Source organism: Aestuariibaculum sediminum, assembly GCF_014596945.1.
Lineage (GTDB): Bacteria > Bacteroidota > Bacteroidia > Flavobacteriales > Flavobacteriaceae > Aestuariibaculum > Aestuariibaculum sediminum.
The window spans coordinates 234,569-251,504 of the sequence record NZ_JACVXB010000001.1 but is presented as its reverse complement, the minus strand read 5'-3'; the positions used below and the strand labels follow the sequence as shown (position 1 = coordinate 251,504).

Annotated in this window: 17 protein-coding genes; 4 read left to right on the top strand and 13 right to left on the bottom strand. The window is 35.4% G+C overall.

Annotated elements, in window-relative coordinates; translation table 11 throughout:
* The first annotated feature begins 15 nt into the window (after positions 1-15).
* The 3 genes from pafA (at position 16) to ICJ83_RS01200 (ending at position 4,338) form a co-directional block, all read left to right on the top strand.
* Positions 16-1,686 (top strand): alkaline phosphatase PafA, encoded by a 1,671-nt coding sequence (gene pafA, locus ICJ83_RS01210; protein WP_188228531.1) that lies wholly within the window; start codon positions 16-18, stop codon positions 1,684-1,686.
* Between the two features lies 1 nt (position 1,687).
* On the top strand, positions 1,688-2,500 hold the full coding sequence (locus tag ICJ83_RS01205) for a DNA/RNA non-specific endonuclease (RefSeq protein ID WP_188228530.1): 813 nt from the start codon (positions 1,688-1,690) through the stop codon (positions 2,498-2,500).
* Positions 2,501-2,589: 89 nt separating this feature from the next.
* The gene (locus ICJ83_RS01200; RefSeq protein ID WP_188228529.1) at positions 2,590-4,338 is read left to right on the top strand and encodes a T9SS type A sorting domain-containing protein; all 1,749 of its coding nucleotides are present in this window, start codon (positions 2,590-2,592) and stop codon (positions 4,336-4,338) included.
* 111 nt (positions 4,339-4,449) lie between these two features.
* On the opposite strand, the gene ICJ83_RS01195 is transcribed toward ICJ83_RS01200, so the two are convergent.
* From ICJ83_RS01195 to gcvP, 5 genes are all read right to left on the bottom strand, one after another.
* Positions 4,450-4,665: a hypothetical protein gene (locus ICJ83_RS01195; RefSeq protein ID WP_188228528.1), complete on the bottom strand. Its 216-nt coding sequence runs from the start codon at positions 4,663-4,665 to the stop codon at positions 4,450-4,452.
* A gap of 78 nt (positions 4,666-4,743) precedes the next feature.
* On the bottom strand, positions 4,744-5,592 hold the full coding sequence (locus ICJ83_RS01190) for a glycosyltransferase (protein WP_188228527.1): 849 nt from the start codon (positions 5,590-5,592) through the stop codon (positions 4,744-4,746).
* Positions 5,593-5,616: 24 nt separating this feature from the next.
* A complete protein-coding gene (locus tag ICJ83_RS01185) occupies positions 5,617-6,138 on the bottom strand; it encodes a methyltransferase domain-containing protein (RefSeq protein ID WP_188228526.1) in 522 nt (173 codons plus the stop codon).
* 26 nt (positions 6,139-6,164) lie between these two features.
* Positions 6,165-7,223: a 3-oxoacyl-ACP synthase III family protein gene (locus ICJ83_RS01180; protein WP_188228525.1), complete on the bottom strand. Its 1,059-nt coding sequence runs from the start codon at positions 7,221-7,223 to the stop codon at positions 6,165-6,167.
* A gap of 102 nt (positions 7,224-7,325) precedes the next feature.
* A complete protein-coding gene (gcvP, locus tag ICJ83_RS01175; protein WP_188228524.1) occupies positions 7,326-10,175 on the bottom strand; it encodes an aminomethyl-transferring glycine dehydrogenase in 2,850 nt (949 codons plus the stop codon).
* 122 nt (positions 10,176-10,297) lie between these two features.
* On the opposite strand from gcvP, the gene ICJ83_RS01170 reads away from it, so the two are divergent.
* Positions 10,298-11,131 (top strand): UbiA prenyltransferase family protein, encoded by an 834-nt coding sequence (locus tag ICJ83_RS01170; RefSeq protein WP_188228523.1) that lies wholly within the window; start codon positions 10,298-10,300, stop codon positions 11,129-11,131.
* Here ICJ83_RS01170 and ICJ83_RS01165 read toward each other — a convergent pair.
* The 8 genes from ICJ83_RS01165 to ICJ83_RS01130 form a co-directional block, all read right to left on the bottom strand.
* Entirely contained in the window at positions 11,124-11,483 is a 360-nt protein-coding gene (locus ICJ83_RS01165; protein WP_223154558.1) for a hypothetical protein, read from the bottom strand. The genes ICJ83_RS01170 and ICJ83_RS01165 overlap by 8 nt on opposite strands.
* 2 nt (positions 11,484-11,485) lie before the next feature.
* A complete protein-coding gene (locus ICJ83_RS01160; RefSeq protein WP_188228522.1) occupies positions 11,486-12,037 on the bottom strand; it encodes a sigma-70 family RNA polymerase sigma factor in 552 nt (183 codons plus the stop codon).
* 458 nt (positions 12,038-12,495) lie between these two features.
* Positions 12,496-13,251: a class I SAM-dependent methyltransferase gene (locus ICJ83_RS01155; protein ID WP_188228521.1), complete on the bottom strand. Its 756-nt coding sequence runs from the start codon at positions 13,249-13,251 to the stop codon at positions 12,496-12,498.
* The gene (locus ICJ83_RS01150; protein ID WP_188228520.1) at positions 13,242-13,982 is read right to left on the bottom strand and encodes a DUF2071 domain-containing protein; all 741 of its coding nucleotides are present in this window, start codon (positions 13,980-13,982) and stop codon (positions 13,242-13,244) included. The genes ICJ83_RS01155 and ICJ83_RS01150 overlap by 10 nt, the downstream gene beginning before the upstream one ends.
* Positions 13,963-14,346 carry a DoxX-like family protein gene (locus ICJ83_RS01145; RefSeq protein WP_188228519.1) on the bottom strand — a complete coding sequence of 128 codons (384 nt, stop codon included), beginning with the start codon at positions 14,344-14,346 and terminating at the stop codon, positions 13,963-13,965. The genes ICJ83_RS01150 and ICJ83_RS01145 overlap by 20 nt, the downstream gene beginning before the upstream one ends.
* Positions 14,347-14,398: 52 nt before the next feature.
* Positions 14,399-14,902, bottom strand: coding sequence for a GbsR/MarR family transcriptional regulator (locus ICJ83_RS01140; RefSeq protein ID WP_188228518.1), 504 nt, complete (start codon positions 14,900-14,902; stop codon positions 14,399-14,401).
* Positions 14,903-14,982: 80 nt separating this feature from the next.
* Positions 14,983-15,339 carry a DUF779 domain-containing protein gene (locus ICJ83_RS01135; protein ID WP_188228517.1) on the bottom strand — a complete coding sequence of 119 codons (357 nt, stop codon included), beginning with the start codon at positions 15,337-15,339 and terminating at the stop codon, positions 14,983-14,985.
* A 70-nt stretch (positions 15,340-15,409) separates the two neighbouring features.
* Entirely contained in the window at positions 15,410-16,909 is a 1,500-nt protein-coding gene (locus ICJ83_RS01130; RefSeq protein WP_188228516.1) for an aldehyde dehydrogenase family protein, read from the bottom strand.
* Positions 16,910-16,936: the final 27 nt, after the last annotated feature.

Below are 16,936 nucleotides of genomic sequence, written 5' to 3'. Positions count from 1 at the left end.
TATAAAAAATATATAATGAACAAAATTTTCACTTTATTATTCGCGGTTACTTTAGTTTTAAGTTGCAAAGCGCAGGAACAATCGAGAGATTTGCCTGCCAGCACACAAAATGATTATTATTTTACTAATAAACCAAAATTAATTGTAGGCATTGTTGTAGACCAAATGCGTTACGATTATTTAACACGCTTTTATACAAAGTATGGTGAGGGCGGATTTAAACGAATGATGAATGAAGGATATAATTGTAAAAATAATCATTTTAATTATGTGCCTACTAAAACGGCTCCTGGTCATGCCTCAGTTTTTTCCGGAACCACGCCAAAGTATCATGGCATAATATCTAATGGATGGTACGATAAGGAAATTAAGAAAAATGTGTACTGTGCAGGAGATGATAGTGTAGAATCTGTTGGTACTAGAAGCGATGCAGGAAAAATGTCTCCGCATCGAATGACCACAACGACGTTTGCCGACGAAAATAGGTTGTTTACACAAATGAGGGGTAAATCGATAGGTATATCTGTTAAAGATCGAGGTGCTATTTTACCAGCAGGGCACTCGGCAAATGCAGCCTATTGGTTTTATGGGAAAGATCAAGGCGATTTTATTACAAGTACTTATTACATGAATGAATTGCCGCAATGGGTTATAGATTTTAATTCATCCGATATCGCCGAATCGTATTTTAAACCTTGGAATACTTATTACGATATTGAAACTTATACTGAAAGCGGGAGCGATTTAAATAATTTTGAAGGAGGTTTTAAAGGTAAAGAATCGGCTACTTTTCCTTACGATTTAGACGTATTAAAAGACCAAAACGGCGGATTCGAAATATTAAAAACCACCGCATATGGTAACAGTATTGTTGCCGATTTTGCCATTGCAGCGTTAGCAGGAGAACAATTGGGACAAGACGATTATACCGATGTTTTAACGGTAAGTTTTTCCAGTACCGATTATGTAGGGCATAATTTTGGCGTGAATTCAAAGGAAATTGAAGATACTTACATTCGTTTAGATCTCGATTTAGAGCGTTTTTTTAATGCGCTTGATGATAAAGTTGGAAAAGGAAATTACACAGTGTTTTTAACGGCCGACCACGCGGCGGTAGATGTGCCTGCATATTTGCAAAGTGTAAAAATACCTGCAGGTTACGTGAATGCTCAATCAGAAAAGGAGCAAATGTCCAATTTTCTTCAGAAGAAATATGGAGCAAATTTAATCGAAAATGTTAGTAATAATCAAGTGTTTTTAGACCGAGAAAAAATAGCAGATTTAGACCTTAATTTACAAGATATTCAGGAAGAACTGGTTAATGAACTGATAACGTATCAGCATATCGATAAAGCCTATTCTGCTACAACTATGGCAACAACGGCATTTCCTATGGGAATAGAAGCGCTGTTGCAAAAAGGGTTTAATCAAAAACGGTCAGGGGATGTACTTTTTGATTATAAGGCAGCTTATATTTCTTACGGACATACTGGGTCAACACATGGTTCGGGTTTTGATTACGATACGCATGTGCCTTTATTGTTTTTTGGTAAGGGTATTAAACACGGACAAACCTTTGAGAAGACTGAAATTACAGATATTGCTCCAACCATTTCGGCGCTTCTAGACATTAGTTTTCCTAACGGAGCTATTATTGGAAAACCATTAGAGTTTGTTTTAGATTAGTTTGAAAAGAAAAACAACATATACACTTTTAGCAGTTATTTTGGTTATAATTGTTTACGGCTATGAACATATTTTAAAGGTTGAAGAACAGGCAGAAATTGTAAAGGAAGGTGCTACTATAAAACCAAACACAAACGAATATTTTTTGCCAACAAGTACAACCGGACAAGTTATACATCACGATGGATATTCGTTAAGTTATAATGAAGCTTACGAACAGGCAGAATGGGTAGCTTATGAGTTAAAGAAAACACACTTATCTAAATCTAATTTCGATAGGCCTTATTTTGAAATTGATGATGCTGTAAAAACAGGAGCGGCAAGTTGGCGTAATTATAAAAACTCAGGTTACGGTCGTGGACACTTATGTCCGGCAGGAGATAAGCGATATAGTAAGCAAGCCTATGATGAAACGTTTTTAACCAGCAATATAAGTCCGCAAGACCATGATTTTAATGCAGGCGTTTGGAATACACTAGAGCAAAAAGTTCGTTATTGGGCTAGTAAATACAATGGTGTTTTTGTAGTTACAGGTGGTGTCCTTCAACTAGGATTAAAAACCATAGGAACCGAAAACGTTGCTGTGCCAGAGTACTTTTATAAAGTAATAATTGATGTGAATTCGGGTGAACCAAAAATGATAGGTTTTTTAATGCCTAATCAAAGTTCGAATAAACCGTTATATGATTTTGTGGTTAAGGTAGATACTATTGAGAAGTTAACCGGAATTGATTTTTTCCCGCAATTAGACGACGGAATTGAAAAAAAATTGGAATCGGAAATTCATATAAGCGATTGGATTTTTACGGATTAACGACGAATTATGATGTTCATATATTAGGTTTAGTTTTGTCAATTGTTTTTTGTACCTTCTAATGGTATAAATATAAAAATCAGAGTGTTATGAAAAACAAATACATAGCCGTCCCAAATCTGATTTCCTTAAAAGTTGTTTCCTACCTCATTTTAATAATTGTGCTTTTAGCAGTTTCTGGTAATGTTGCCGCTCAAAATACAAATGCTAACGAAAATGCTACAGTTTATGGTGGTGAGATTATGTTTTCCGATGGTTCAATGTATGCCGAACTTTGTGTGGGCGATGGTGTGCCAGATATGGTGGATGTTGAAGTCCATAATGCTTCAGGTCGCATAAAGCAATGGATTATTACAGACGAAGAACATAATATTTTAGCGCTGCCTAATCATCCCTCCGAAGTAGATTTTGATGATTCCGGAACAGGAATTTGTTTAATATGGCATTTGTCGTACAATGGCATTAAACCGTTAATAGATCCCTCAGGACAAGGAAAATTCACATTAAATCTGAATGATATAAAAGGAAAATTCGACTTATCTAATTATATCGAAGTAAAACGAATTCAACAACCTGAAGGTGGTGAAATTTCGCTTAATGATGGTGCAACGGAAATTGAAATTTGTGCAGGCGATGGTGTTTCCGATTTATTTGAAGTCACTTTAACCGGTGCAGAAGGGCCTGATATGATTTGGGTAGTTACCGACGAAGATGCAAATATTTTAGATACTTCAAATACTAATAGTTTCGATTTAGAAGGAGCAGGCGATGGCGTTTGTTTAATCTGGCACTTAAGCTATGCGGAAAACGTGAGTTTAGAAGGGGTAACTAATGCAAATGATTTAACTGGATGTTTCGATCTTTCTAATCCAATTACGGTTATACGAAATGGTGTAAATGCGGGAAGCATTGCTATAGAAAATGATGGAGGCATAGAAATTGAAATTTGCGCTGGTGATGGAGTTAGTGATGCCTTTAATGTTGATGTGACTGGAGATTTATTAGGGGATAATATGGCTTGGGTGATTACTAATAATGGCGAAGATCCTGAAATATTAGCACTGCCTGAAGGACCTCCTTTCGATTTGGAAGGCGCGGGAGACGGAACCTGTTTAATTTGGCATATCGCTTTCGAAGATGGATTAATTGGAGCAGAAGTCGGGAATAACGTATCTGCATTATCTGGTTGTTTTGCTTTATCTAATGCCATAACTGTGATTAGAAATGAAGTTGCCGGCGGAACCATAACCGGGGGAGAAGAGAACACGTTTAGCTTTACGGTGGGCGATGGTTCGGAAGATAACATACCTGAAGATGGCATAGCTTTAGAGGGGAATGTGGGTGAAAACTCCGCTTGGGTTGTTACTAATGCAGACGGTACCATTATTTTAGGATTACCAGAAAACTTTTCTGACGTAAATTTCGATGAAGCTGATGCAGGAAATTGCTTGGTTTGGCATTTAAGTTATAATGGAACTTTAGAAGGGTTAACACCTCCCGAAGAAGGGGATCATCTGGTGTCTGGTTTATCGGGGTGTTTCAGTTTATCGAATTCTATTACTGTAGAAAGAAATACCGCAACTTCAAGTAAGGTGGCGGTTTACCCAAATCCAACAAAAGGTTCAGTAATTGTTAATTACTCTGGTTTTACGAATAAATCGGTTAATTTGAGTATGTTTACTTTACAAAATGGACAACTAATAAATAAAAATTTAGGTAGTTTACAAAAGAAGGCCATGTTAGATGTGAGCTCGTATGAAAATGGAATTTACTTTTTAAAAGTTTCCGATTTAAAAACGGGAGAGTATGTTGTTAAGCGACTTATTATAAACTATTAACAGAATAATGGTTTAATATTAAAAAAGGTGTAAAATGTATTTTACGCCTTTTGTTATTAAATCTAGTAAGTTTCTTGTAATACGTAAATACAAAAATTTGAATTTTTTGCTTTATTCCTTATCAATGTTGCCTAAAATATAGGAAGCCCTGCCAGAGCTGATACAACAACCTTGATGTTCATGCGTTTCGCCGCTTTTGCTGTTAGGAGAAATACAAGTTTGCTTGGCTGGAATTTCTTGTATCTCTATCACTTCGGGTTTAGAATCTTCTTTAGTTAAAAGGAAAATTCCAGTACCCATGAGTAAAATAAAGCTTAAAGTTTTCATGGTATGCTTTGAAGAGTTTAGAATGACAATTTAATGGTTTTAATAGAAATAACCAAAGTCATTAACTCAGCTTTCTAATTATGCTAATTTATTAAGCATACCTTTCCAACGTAAATCACGAATAAATTTACCTTCTTCAGCAGAAACAAGGGGTTCAGTCTTATTGTTTTTAGCTTTAAAATAACCTGCCATATAATCTCGAAATAAAGCAAGGCTTTTCTTTTTGTAAGCTAATTTTAGAGCTGAAATTAAGGTGATTGTGAAACCGTATCGCATTTTGTACATCGCTTCACCTTGTAGGTATTTAGAGGCTTTATTATAACTAATACCAGTAGGTTTTAAATGCTTTACATGCAACGAGTCATCGGTTAGAATGGACCAGCCATAATATTTGGCTAGAAGTTCATCAACGGTGTCCCATCCCATTGATGGTTTTAATTTACCTATTTGCAAAAAACAAGATTTAGTATAGGCTTTTAAAGCGCCACGTATATGGTCTTTGTTGGTTAAATTTTCCAATACCCATTGGTTGTTTTTTTCAATGTAGCAAAATCCAGCTGCCATACCGAGTTTAGAGTCATGTTTAAAATGATCTGCTATCTTTTCTAAATAGTTTTCAGGAAAAATTAAATCGGCATCAAATTTACAAATGATATCGTAGTCTTCATCCAGAACCTCGTAGCCTTTGTAAAATGCATTGATGATTTTGGAACCAGGCAAGTGTTTATCACTGGATTTTGAATTAATAAGTTCCAGCCAAGTATGATTTTCAGCGAAAGCTTCAGCAACTTGTTGCGTATTATCGGTAGAATTATCGTTAACTATTACTACTTTTTTTGGTAAAAGGGTTTGTTTTGCTAACGAATCTAAAGTTTGTTCGATGCAATCAGCTTCATTATGAGCTGGTATGATGATGTAAAAATTCACTAGTGGTATTTTAATAAACTAAATTTAAACCCTTTCGGCATAAACAATGTAATATCTTGGGGTGAACCAACGTAAAATAGGGCGAATACCTATTTTTTTTGTCGGATTCGTCCATTTTTTGCGTTCAATTATTTTCCAGCCTGCTTTTTCCAGCAACCAGTCGAATTGCCAGTCTTCAAATTCATGATAGTGTCTGTCGAGCATGTCTGTTTTACTTCTGTAAGCAGACGAAAACCATAATTTAAGAGGGACACTAGCTACTAGTTTGTTGGTTTTAATGGATTTAAGAACTGTAAATGGCGATAATAAATGTTCAAATATCTCAAATGCAGTAACCACATCGGCTGGAGAATTTTCAATAGTTGAAGTATCGATATCTAAATCTTCTCCTTTTGTGTTTTCAACGGTATAGCCTTGTTGTGTCATGATTTCAGAAAACGGATTTGTTACCCCTAAATCTAAAATATGTTCAGTAGTTGAAATATGTTTTTGAAGAAACTCCAGCGTATGTTTAAAGCGTTTGTTAGGAAATGTGTTTTCGTACATTTTTGGTTTCCGCTTTTGCGGTGATATTAATATTTGTATACAATGGCGTTAATGTGCATACCTGCACCCACACTTGCAAATATAATAACATCACCTTTGCTAAGGCTATGGTTTTCTAATTTATTATTTCTTACCAAATCAAATAAGGTTGGTACTGTAGCTACCGAACTATTACCTAATGTTTGAATACTCATAGGCATAATATGTTCCGGGATTTCTGTGCGATATAATCGGTAAAATCGTTTCAGAATGGCTTCGTCCATTTTCTCATTAGCCTGATGAATAAATATTTTTTTTACCTGAGTAATATCTACACCACTAGCATCCAAACAGCTTTGCATAGCTTTAGGGACATTAGTTAGTGCAAACTCATAAATTTTTCGCCCATCCATTTTAATGTAACGGGTATCTTTATCTAAGGATTGATTATTGGAATTCCCGTAATATAGAAAGTAGGCTTCATCGTAGGTGAAACTAGCTGTTTCATGAGCAAGAATTCCTCCAGGCTCATCGGTAGCCTCTACAATGGTTGCGCCAGCGCCATCGGAAAAAATCATGGCATCTCGATCGTGTTTATCAACAACGCGCGATAATGTTTCTGAACCAATAACCAGACAACGTTTTGCCATGCCTGATTTAATAAATGCTTTTGCTTGAATAACACCTTCAACCCAACCTGGGCATCCAAAGAGAATATCGTATGCTACACATTTTGGATTTTTTATACGTAAACTGTGTTTTATGCGAGCCGCTAACGAGGGGATAACATCACTTTGAATGGTGTTGTGTTTTACATCACCAAAATTGTGTGCAACTATAATGTAATCTAAGGTTTCAGGATTAATTCCAGCATCATTGATGGCACGTTCAGCAGCAAAAAATCCTAAATCGGAAGAGTTTAAATGAGGTTTAGCATAACGACGTTCAGCAATACCTGTAATCGCTTTAAACTTTTCAATAATAACTTCGTTAGGGTGATTAATAACTGTTCCATCGGTGTTAAGAAATTGGTGTTGATGGAATGCGTCGTTTTTTTCAATTGTATCAGGAATATAACTCCCAGTACCTGTAATTTTAATATTCATAAAAAGAAAATGCCTTTTATTATTTAGCAGTACAGCAATATACTAGCTTTCAATAAAAGGCAAGTTTTATTTTAAATTATTTTACGATGTTCAACGCCTATTTTAAGCTTCAGCGTAAGCTTCAATAGGAGCGCATGAACAAACTAAGTTTCTATCACCAAAGGCGTCATCTACACGTCTTACAGTTGGCCAGAATTTATTTTGCTTCACATAATCTAAAGGATAAGCAGCGTCTTCACGGGTGTATGGGAAATCCCATGTGTTAGCCGTTAACATCTCTAAAGTATGTGGTGCATTCTTTAACACATTATTAGTATCGTCTTTAGAAGCCTGATCAATTTCGTTTTTAATAGAAATCATGGCATCACAAAAACGATCAATCTCCGATTTGCTTTCGCTTTCTGTAGGCTCGATCATTAAAGTTCCGGCTACCGGGAACGATACTGTTGGTGCATGGAATCCGTAATCAATTAAACGTTTAGCTATATCGGTTACTTCAATGCCATTGGCTTTAAATGGGCGACAGTCAACAATCATTTCGTGTGCTGCACGACCACGCTCTCCAGAGTATAATGTATCGAAACTTCCTTGTAAACGCGATTTAATATAGTTCGCGTTTAAAATAGCGATTTTTGTAGATTCGGTTAAACCTTCAGCCCCTAACATTTTTATGTATCCGTAGGAGATTAAACAGACTAATGCCGATCCGAATGGTGCAGCAGAAATTGCTGGAATAGCATGCTTGCCACCAACAATTTTAACCGGGTTTCCTGGTAAGAATGGTACGAGTTGCTCGGCAACACAGATTGGACCAACACCAGGACCACCTCCTCCGTGAGGAATAGCAAAAGTTTTATGTAAATTTAAGTGACAAACATCGGCTCCAATATTTCCAGGATTTGTTAATCCTACCTGAGCATTCATGTTCGCACCATCCATATAAACTTGTCCGCCGTTATCATGAATGATTTGTGTAATTTCTTTTATAGCCGATTCGTAAACCCCATGTGTTGATGGGTAGGTTACCATTAAACACGATAAATTGTCTTTGTGTAAAAGCGCTTTTTCGCGTAAATCTTCAACATCAATATTACCTTCAGGAGTCGATTTAGTTACAACAACTTTCATGCCTGCCATAACAGCACTTGCCGGGTTTGTTCCGTGTGCCGACGATGGAATTAAGCAAATGTTTCTGTGGTGATCGCCACGAGACTCATGATATGCTTTAATAACCATTAAACCGGCAAACTCGCCTTGAGCACCAGAATTTGGTTGTAATGAGGTAGCTGCAAATCCGGTAATTTCAGTTAACTGATCTTCTAGCTCCTTTAAAATGGTTAAATATCCTTCAGCTTGATTTTGTGGTACAAACGGGTGGATGCTTGCCCATTTAATGTTACTTAACGGCAACATTTCTGAAGCTGCATTTAGCTTCATGGTACATGATCCTAATGAAATCATGGACTGGTTTAAGGCCAAATCTTTGCGTTCCAAACGTTTTATGTAACGCATTAATTCGGTTTCAGAGTGGTAAGAGTTGAATACTTCTGAAGTTAAAAATTCAGATTTTCTTTGAAGGTTTTCAGAAATATTATTGCTCTCTTTTAATTCAGAAACCTTAATAGTTTCTTTATTTGCAACCTGAGCAAATAAAGCTAGGATTGTATTAATATCGTCTACAGAAGTTGTTTCATTTGTTGAAATGGTAACTGTATCTGCATCTGGATAGTAGAAATTAATTTCATGTTCAAGAGCCAGAGCCTCGATTGCTTTTGCATCGGCTTTTACTTGAATGGTGTCGAAAAAGTCACTGTTTTCTTGAGAATAACCTAAAGTTTTTAGTCCTTCGGCTAAAGCTGAAGCTGCATTATGTACTTTACCAGCAATAAATTTCAAGCCTTTTGGACCATGATAAACAGCATACATGCTGGCCATGACAGCTAACAATACTTGGGCTGTACAAATATTTGAAGTGGCTTTATCTCTTTTTATATGTTGCTCACGAGTTTGAAGCGCCATACGCAATGCGCGGTCACCATTCATATCTTTACTAACACCTATAATACGACCAGGAACATCACGCTTGTAGGCTTCTTTTGTTGCAAAATAAGCTGCGTGTGGACCGCCAAAGCCCATAGGAACCCCAAAACGTTGGGTTGTACCAACAACTACATCGGCACCAAATTTACCCGGCGCTTCAAGTTTTATCAAACTCAAAATATCAGCAGCAACGGCTACTTTTATATTATTTTCGTTCGCTTTGCTAATAAAAGATTCTATATCGGTTACCTGTCCGTGTTTTCCTGGGTATTGTAAAATAGCACCAAAGAATTCAGTTGAAAAATCAAAATGGTTTTCACTACCTACCACTAGTTCTATACCAATCGGTAAAGCACGTGCTTCAAGTACAGATAAGGTTTGCGGTAAAATATTTTCAGAAACAAAAAACTTGTTTACACCTGCTTTTTTCTGATCACGACTGCGAACAGCAAAAAGTAAACTCATTGCTTCTGCAACAGCCGTTCCTTCGTCAAGTAAAGATGCGTTGGCAATCTCCATTCCAGTTAGTTCTATTACCATGGTTTGGAAATTTAATAAAGCCTCTAAACGACCCTGTGCTATTTCAGCTTGATAAGGTGTGTAAGCTGTATACCAACCTGGATTTTCAAGAACATTTCTTTGAATTACAGCTGGTAAAACGGTGGGGTGATACCCTAAACCAATATAAGTTTTAAAAACTTTATTTTTATCCGCCAAATTTTGAATATGCAGTGAATACTCATATTCAGTCATGGGTTCATCTAAGTTTAAACCGTTTTTTAACTTAATATCATCTGGTAACGTTTCATAAATTAACTGATCTAGTGAATCGACACCAATGGTTTGTAACATTTGGTTTTGTTCTTCTTCTCTAGGTCCGATATGACGCAATGCAAAAGCGTTTGTATTCATTAAAATTCGAATTTTGTTAAATATTCCGCAAAAGTACATAATATTAAGTGTGTTTTCTTGTCTTATAGGAGGAGATTTTATTCATAGGGTAGTAACTTTAACACTTTGTTTACATTTGTGTTATGAAAGTTTTGAAGCAGGTTGTTAATTTCTACATTAACAGTAGTATACATGTTGCATTTTCGGTAGTAGCTTTAACGTGGATTAGCTTAATAGAATTTCAAATATCTTTAGATAAGGAATTACTCAATTTTGTGTTTTTTGCTACGATAACAGGCTATAATTTTGTGAAATATTTTGGTATAGCAAAATTTCACCACCGTAGTTTGTCGAAATGGTTAAAAGCTATTCAGGTTTTTTCGTTTTTCAGTTTTATTTTTATGTGTTACTACGGTCTTAAGCTTAAGTTAAACACTGTATTGTTTATTGTTGGTTTCGGGTTGGTTACTTTTTTTTACGCCATACCGTTTTTGCCGAAGCGGTTTTTTTTAGATAGTAAACAAAATTTAAGAGATATTGGAGGGCTCAAGGTGTATTTAATAGCTCTGGTCTGGACTGGTGTTACTGTATTTTTGCCAGCCATTAATAATGACCATCCTATTAATGCAGATGTTATATTGACAGCTATTCAACGGTTTTTATTCATAATTGTAATTATGTTGCCTTTTGAGATTCGAGATTTGAGTTATGACAGTCTGAAACTGGCAACTATTCCTCAAAAAATAGGGATTAAAGAAACCAAAATTATGGGGTATATCTTGCTAATAGCTTTTTATATACTGGAATTATTTAAGGATTCGATGGCTTATGGAAGTATCTTGGTACTGTTTTTAATAGGTGTTATAACAGGGGTTTTGATTAAATTTTCAATGGTTACTCAGGGAAAGTATTATAGTGCTTTTTGGGTTGAAGGGTTGCCCGTATTATGGTTGTTAATGTTGTTGCTTTTTAATTAATTTGATGTTCTTTAAGGGCTTTATCAAATTCTTTTTTTAAAGCTTCTTTACATGTTTTGTCCATATATGAAATGTTAGAAGCTTTTATAGTTCTTGTTAGCTTGGTATTGTTTTTTGTATAGTTTCGGCAAAAGCTACAAAGAAGCAAATGGATATTTAATTTTACTTTTTCCCAAACTGTAGCTTCTTGGTATTGCGATTTATCACAAACATGGTTTGCTTCCCTGCAAGGCATCAAAAGTTTATGTTTACTAGCTAAAGTATTGGTTTCATTTTCTAAGTTGTCTTCCAACGTAGTCATATGGTCATTTTTTAAAGCGCTCTGCTTGTTGTCACGTTTTTTGTCAATCATAATTAAAACCAATTTTCTTTTAAACAATCTGCCATAGCAGTTCGTGCTCTATGAATGATAACCCAAAGGTTAGACGCAGTGATGTTGAGTTCATTACAAATAACTTCGGTGTCGTATCCTTCAATGGTTTTCATTTTAAAAACCAGTGCTTGTTTTTTGGGTAGTTTTTCGAGGCAATTATATATCGCGTCTCCAAGTTCTGCGTTTTCGAGTTTGTCCTCTGCAGTTTTATCAAAAGGGTCGGCTACCCGTTCTTCTAACCAGTCGCCTTCATCGTCCTCTGTATTGAAATTCATTCGTACTTCGGCCTGACCTTTATTAGAGTTTATTTTGCGGTAATAATCAATAATTTTTCTTTTTAAAATCGACACAAGCCAAGTGCGTTCGCTGGATTCTCCTTTGAAATTCTTCATTGATTTTAGGCCAGCAAAAAATGTGTCCTGTACCAAATCCTGGGCCACCTCTCGATCATTTACACGGGTAATTGTATAGTTAAAAAGGTAGTCAGAATACAAATCGATCCACTTATTGGCATTTATGTTATGATCAGGCATTTATAGGCTGTTTATGATCTACCAAAAATAGAATAAAAATTGAAATATTTAGTAGGTAAAAGTACAGTAAAAAAATACAACACACATATATATCCAAAACAAAGTAAATAACAGATGTATGTAAGTTTCAAAAGTTTTTCCTTTCCAAAGTTTGGGGGAATACACAAAAATTTGAAAATACAATCTAATCAGCCAGAATATACCCAAAGCAAATGTTAACTTTTTACCTAATTGGGTTTGTGTTAAATCTTGCGTAACCAAGAGACACAATAGCCCCATTAATATTATGGTTAACGCAATAAAAAACGTATGTGTTTTCATCATTTGTCTGTTAATTAGACTTAAAGATTTTAGGTCATTATTCCAGTTAAAATATTTGGGAAAACCTAAATGCAAAAGGGCTAAAGAGGTTAAGAGACTTCCAATAATTTTTAAGTGAATGTACATGATATTCTAATTTAAGGAGAACAATAAAAAATGGACAAAAATGGTGTGAATTTAGTTTCTTGGACGGTCGAAAACCCCGCTGTTTTTAAAGCATTTTTCCAAACTTGTTTTGAAAAAAAATGTGTAAAACCAATTGAAAATGCAAGAAAGTTAGGGAAATCTCTTAGGTGCTCAACCATAATGATTTTTCCGTTTGGTTTGCATATGCGTCGACATTCTTTTAAAAAGTTTATTTTTTCATTATTTGAGCGCATCTCGTGTACGGATGAGAGCAAAAATATGGTGTCGACTGATTTGTTTTTTAAAGGAATTTTTGAGGTGTTAATTTTTTGAGTGCCAGGGTATATTTGGCTCACGTTTCGGGCCCTAACAATTGCAGGTTCGGTATGATTATTAGGGTTGTAAAAATCGAATACAATTAAATTTGATTTTGGATACTTATGCTTTAACACAAAACTTGTTTCGTCAAAACCAGCATTAATATTAATATTTAGTTTGCTGTTGTGGTCTTCAATACCGTACTTTTTGAGCCAATCAAAATTGTAATAATTAGAATAGTCGTAAACGTATGCAGAAACTGCTAATGGAGCAACCATGCCATATAAAAATAAACTTATAGTACACCAGAGATAAACACTAGGTGTATTAAAAATTGAAATGGTAGTTAGTGTTATTATAAATACAATGAATCCATAAATATAGAAGTGCCGATTAAAACTTAAAATATTTAAAACACCTTGATATTTAATTCTTTTTTTTAGTTCCATGATTCTAGTTTTCCTTTTTTCCATTGGTATGGAATCGTTTCAATGATAAATGCATTGGCAAGAAGCTGCCCTTTAAATTTGTTTTGCTGTAAAAAGTCGAAGTGATAATTAATAAGTTTTAGTGGTTGCGGATTCCAATCTTTACGTACTCCTTCAATAATTAAAACTTCTTTGTTTGTTGCATTGTATGTAAAAGTAAAAGGTAGTGGGCCAGCAAAACGTCGAGCTTCTTTCCACGATGAAAATGGAGAGCCTTTCGGTAATTCAATCTCTATTGTATCATTCGAAAATTCAAAGTTAAACTTTGATTTTTTTGATACCACATTTGTTCGATTATAATTTTTTGTTTGTTGAATATCTGTAGTTGTATAATTATAATGTGTAAATAAGTTTCCCATAATTGCCATTCTTTTTTTGTTAGTTTCCGATTTTATAATATAGAGTCCCCGCAAGCGTTTTCCTGCTTGATTTTTGTACTTAACAAAAATTCGGTAACCGATTAAAAAGAAGTCATTTCCCAAGTAGATGGGAAACCCTTTTGGACGTAGATTTTTGGTTTCAACCATTGCGATGGCGAAAAATGCCCATTGGTCATCGAAAGTATCTAATTCTAAACATTCAGGAATTAAGCTTTCAAGTTGTTTTTTAGGAATAGCAAAAGTTAAAACAATAGAGGTTTCGAAAAAAGCTTCAACAGCAAACGGATGATTTTTAAGATTTAATATTGCCATGGGATACCTTATTAGAATGTATATTGTTTAAATAAATAATAGTTACTAGAATCAAAGCAAAGAAAATATTTAGTTTGCCGTATAGCAGTAATTCGGGAATAGTGAGAACTTCTAAAGTGTTCATAATGGAAATAATTATAATTTGAAATATGGCGTTCAGTTTTGGACTTTTATTTGATACCATCCAAAGGGCCATGCAAATTTCCAGAAAACCAATGATTATAGTTATTAACCTTGATTTGTCTTCAGCTAAAATTGAAGCTACAATCTGTTGGTGTCGAGGAACAAGGTTTAGCATTTTACAGAATAGGCCATTTATAAACCAGATGCATGCAATTATGATATTGATTTTTTTATAGTTCATTATCTTTTATTTTAAACTTTCAGAAAAAAATGAAACTTTGTTAGAAAAAAAATTAAGACATGATTTTCATAACTAATTTCGTTAACCAATTTTCCCTGTACTCCGTTATTTTATCCAGAACATTATCGGCTTTTAGTACAAAATCGTAAAGTTTACCGGTTTGCTCTTTAAAATGTTTTTCATCTTCTGCTCCAGAGATTTCAATACTCGAAACTTCTTTTAAAACTTTTAAAGCGGGCTTAATTTCTCTTTTGCTGCGTTCTTTTGATATTTTAACAGCCAATTCGTCAAGGTCTTTTTCGGCGGTAAAAAATTCGCGTCTTTCTCCTGGTTTAAATGCTTTATAAACAATGCCCCAATCAATTAAAGCACGCAAATTCATACTGGCATTTCCTCGTGAAATTTGTAATTCGTCCATAATGTCTTCCATAGAAACCGGTTGGTTAGAAACCATTAACAACGCATGTATTTGAGCCATGGTCTTGTTAATGCCCCATTGGCTACCCAAAGCGCCCCACGATTGTACAAATTTATTTTTTGCCTCTTTAAATTCCATTGCTGTTGTATAACTTTATCAAAGGTATAATAAAGTTTTTAAACTTTCAAAAAAAAATGAAAGTTTATTGGTTTTATATGTTATTTGGGATTTAAAATTGCATTTTCTTCATGGGTTAGTAATCTAGAATGCACAATAAAACGTAATCCTAACGGAATTTCCAATGAAAAACTTGCCCCTCGGCCTTTAGTGATGTCGATGGTTAAGTGCGTATGTTTCCAGTATTCAAATTGATCTTGATTCATATAAAATTTAACTCCCTCAACGATGCCAAGAAATACATCGCTATCATCTAAATATAGGTCATCTTTTTCAAAAAGCATTGGTGAGGAGCCGTCACAACAGCCACCACTTTGATGAAAAATAAGTTCGCCATGTTTTTCTTTTAATTGTTTTACAATATTTGCGGCTTCTTGGGTGATGGCTATTCGTTGCATATTCTTTTTTTAATTTAAGAGACTGGGTTATAATAAACCCAGTCCTATGACTGGGGGTTGAGGTATTGTATTAAAAGAAACCTAGTTTGTTTTTATCGTAAGAAATAAGCATGTTTTTAGTTTGGCGGTAGTGATCCATCATCATTAGGTGTGTTTCACGACCAAATCCTGATTTTTTATAACCTCCAAATGGGGCATGAGCAGGGTAGGCGTGGTAACAATTTACCCAAACGCGCCCTGCTTTTATGGCTCTTGGGATTTGATATAGTTGATGGGCATCGCGGGTCCACACACCAGCGCCCAAACCATAAAGTGTATCGTTGGCAATGTCTAAGGCTTCAGCTTCATCTTTAAATTTAGTAACACAAACCACGGGTCCGAAAATTTCTTCCTGAAAGACACGCATTTTATTATGCCCCTCTAAAATGGTCGGTTTAATGTAAAATCCGTTTGCCAAATCGCCACTTAATTTATTGGCTTCACCACCAGCTAATACTTTGGCGCCTTCTTCTACACCAATTTTTAAATACGACTGAATTTTTTCATACTGATCGTTAGACGCTTGGGCACCTACCATCGTGTTAACATCATAAGGGTCACCTTGTACTATCGCGTTTGTTCTGGCTACAACACGTTCCATAAAGGCGTCGTATATATCCTCTTGTACCAAAATTCGTGACGGACAAGTGCAAACTTCACCTTGATTGAAGGCGAATAATACGGCACCTTCAATAGCTTTATCCAGAAAGGCATCGTCGGCATCCATTACCGAATTAAAGAAAATATTTGGCGATTTACCACCAAGTTCCATGGTGACAGGATTCAGGTTTTTAGAGGCATACTGCATAATAAGTTGCCCAGTTGTGGTTTCGCCAGTAAACGCTACTTTGTCTATACGAGAACTGGAAGCTAAAGGTTTTCCTGCTTCGGGACCAAAACCATGAATAATATTAATAACCCCAGGCGGGAATACATCGGCTATTTTTTCCATCAATAAAGTTGCGGAAGAAGGTGTTTGCTCAGCAGGTTTTAAAACCACACAATTTCCTGTAGCTAGGGCAGGAGGTAGTTTCCAAGACAGCATTAATAGCGGGAAATTCCAGGGGATTATTTGTCCAACCACACCAAGAGGTTCTTTAATATTCATCGACAATGTGTTGGCATCTAATTCGGTTGCAGATCCTTCTTCCGCTCTAATACACGCGGCAAAGTAACGCCAATGATCAATGGCTAGAGGGACATCGGCATTTAATGTTTCTCGAATGGGTTTACCATTATCGCAGGTTTCAACAAGAGCAAATTCTTCTAGATTGGCTTCAATAATGTCTGCAACTTTATTTAGTAAAGAGGCACGTTCTGTAGCCGAGGTATTTCCCCATGCATCTTTGGCTGCATTGGCGGCATCTAAAGCTAAGTCTACATCCTCTTTTTGCGAACGCGGATATTTTGCGATTAAACTGTTATCCACCGGCGAATGGTTTTCAAAATATTGCCCTCCAACAGGAGGAACGAATTCGCCATTTATAAAATTGGCGTACGACGCTTTAAATTTTGGTTTCGAGTAACTCATTATATATTTAGTTTAATTATTAATATC

Bases quoted from the DNA above. Each gene is read 5' to 3' on its own strand.
- pafA (WP_188228531.1), top strand. From the start codon at position 16: ATGAACAAAATTTTCACTTTATTATTCGCGGTTACTTTAGTTTTAAGT.
- ICJ83_RS01200 (WP_188228529.1), top strand. From the start codon at position 2,590: ATGAAAAACAAATACATAGCCGTCCCAAATCTGATTTCCTTAAAAGTT.
- ICJ83_RS01195 (WP_188228528.1), bottom strand. From the start codon at position 4,665: ATGAAAACTTTAAGCTTTATTTTACTCATGGGTACTGGAATTTTCCTT.
- ICJ83_RS01185 (WP_188228526.1), bottom strand. From the start codon at position 6,138: ATGTACGAAAACACATTTCCTAACAAACGCTTTAAACATACGCTGGAG.
- ICJ83_RS01180 (WP_188228525.1), bottom strand. From the start codon at position 7,223: ATGAATATTAAAATTACAGGTACTGGGAGTTATATTCCTGATACAATT.
- gcvP (WP_188228524.1), bottom strand. From the start codon at position 10,175: ATGAATACAAACGCTTTTGCATTGCGTCATATCGGACCTAGAGAAGAA.
- ICJ83_RS01170 (WP_188228523.1), top strand. From the start codon at position 10,298: ATGAAAGTTTTGAAGCAGGTTGTTAATTTCTACATTAACAGTAGTATA.
- ICJ83_RS01165 (WP_223154558.1), bottom strand. From the start codon at position 11,483: ATGATTGACAAAAAACGTGACAACAAGCAGAGCGCTTTAAAAAATGAC.
- ICJ83_RS01160 (WP_188228522.1), bottom strand. From the start codon at position 12,037: ATGCCTGATCATAACATAAATGCCAATAAGTGGATCGATTTGTATTCT.
- ICJ83_RS01155 (WP_188228521.1), bottom strand. From the start codon at position 13,251: ATGGAACTAAAAAAAAGAATTAAATATCAAGGTGTTTTAAATATTTTA.
- ICJ83_RS01150 (WP_188228520.1), bottom strand. From the start codon at position 13,982: ATGGCAATATTAAATCTTAAAAATCATCCGTTTGCTGTTGAAGCTTTT.
- ICJ83_RS01145 (WP_188228519.1), bottom strand. From the start codon at position 14,346: ATGAACTATAAAAAAATCAATATCATAATTGCATGCATCTGGTTTATA.
- ICJ83_RS01140 (WP_188228518.1), bottom strand. From the start codon at position 14,902: ATGGAATTTAAAGAGGCAAAAAATAAATTTGTACAATCGTGGGGCGCT.
- ICJ83_RS01135 (WP_188228517.1), bottom strand. From the start codon at position 15,339: ATGCAACGAATAGCCATCACCCAAGAAGCCGCAAATATTGTAAAACAA.
- ICJ83_RS01130 (WP_188228516.1), bottom strand. From the start codon at position 16,909: ATGAGTTACTCGAAACCAAAATTTAAAGCGTCGTACGCCAATTTTATA.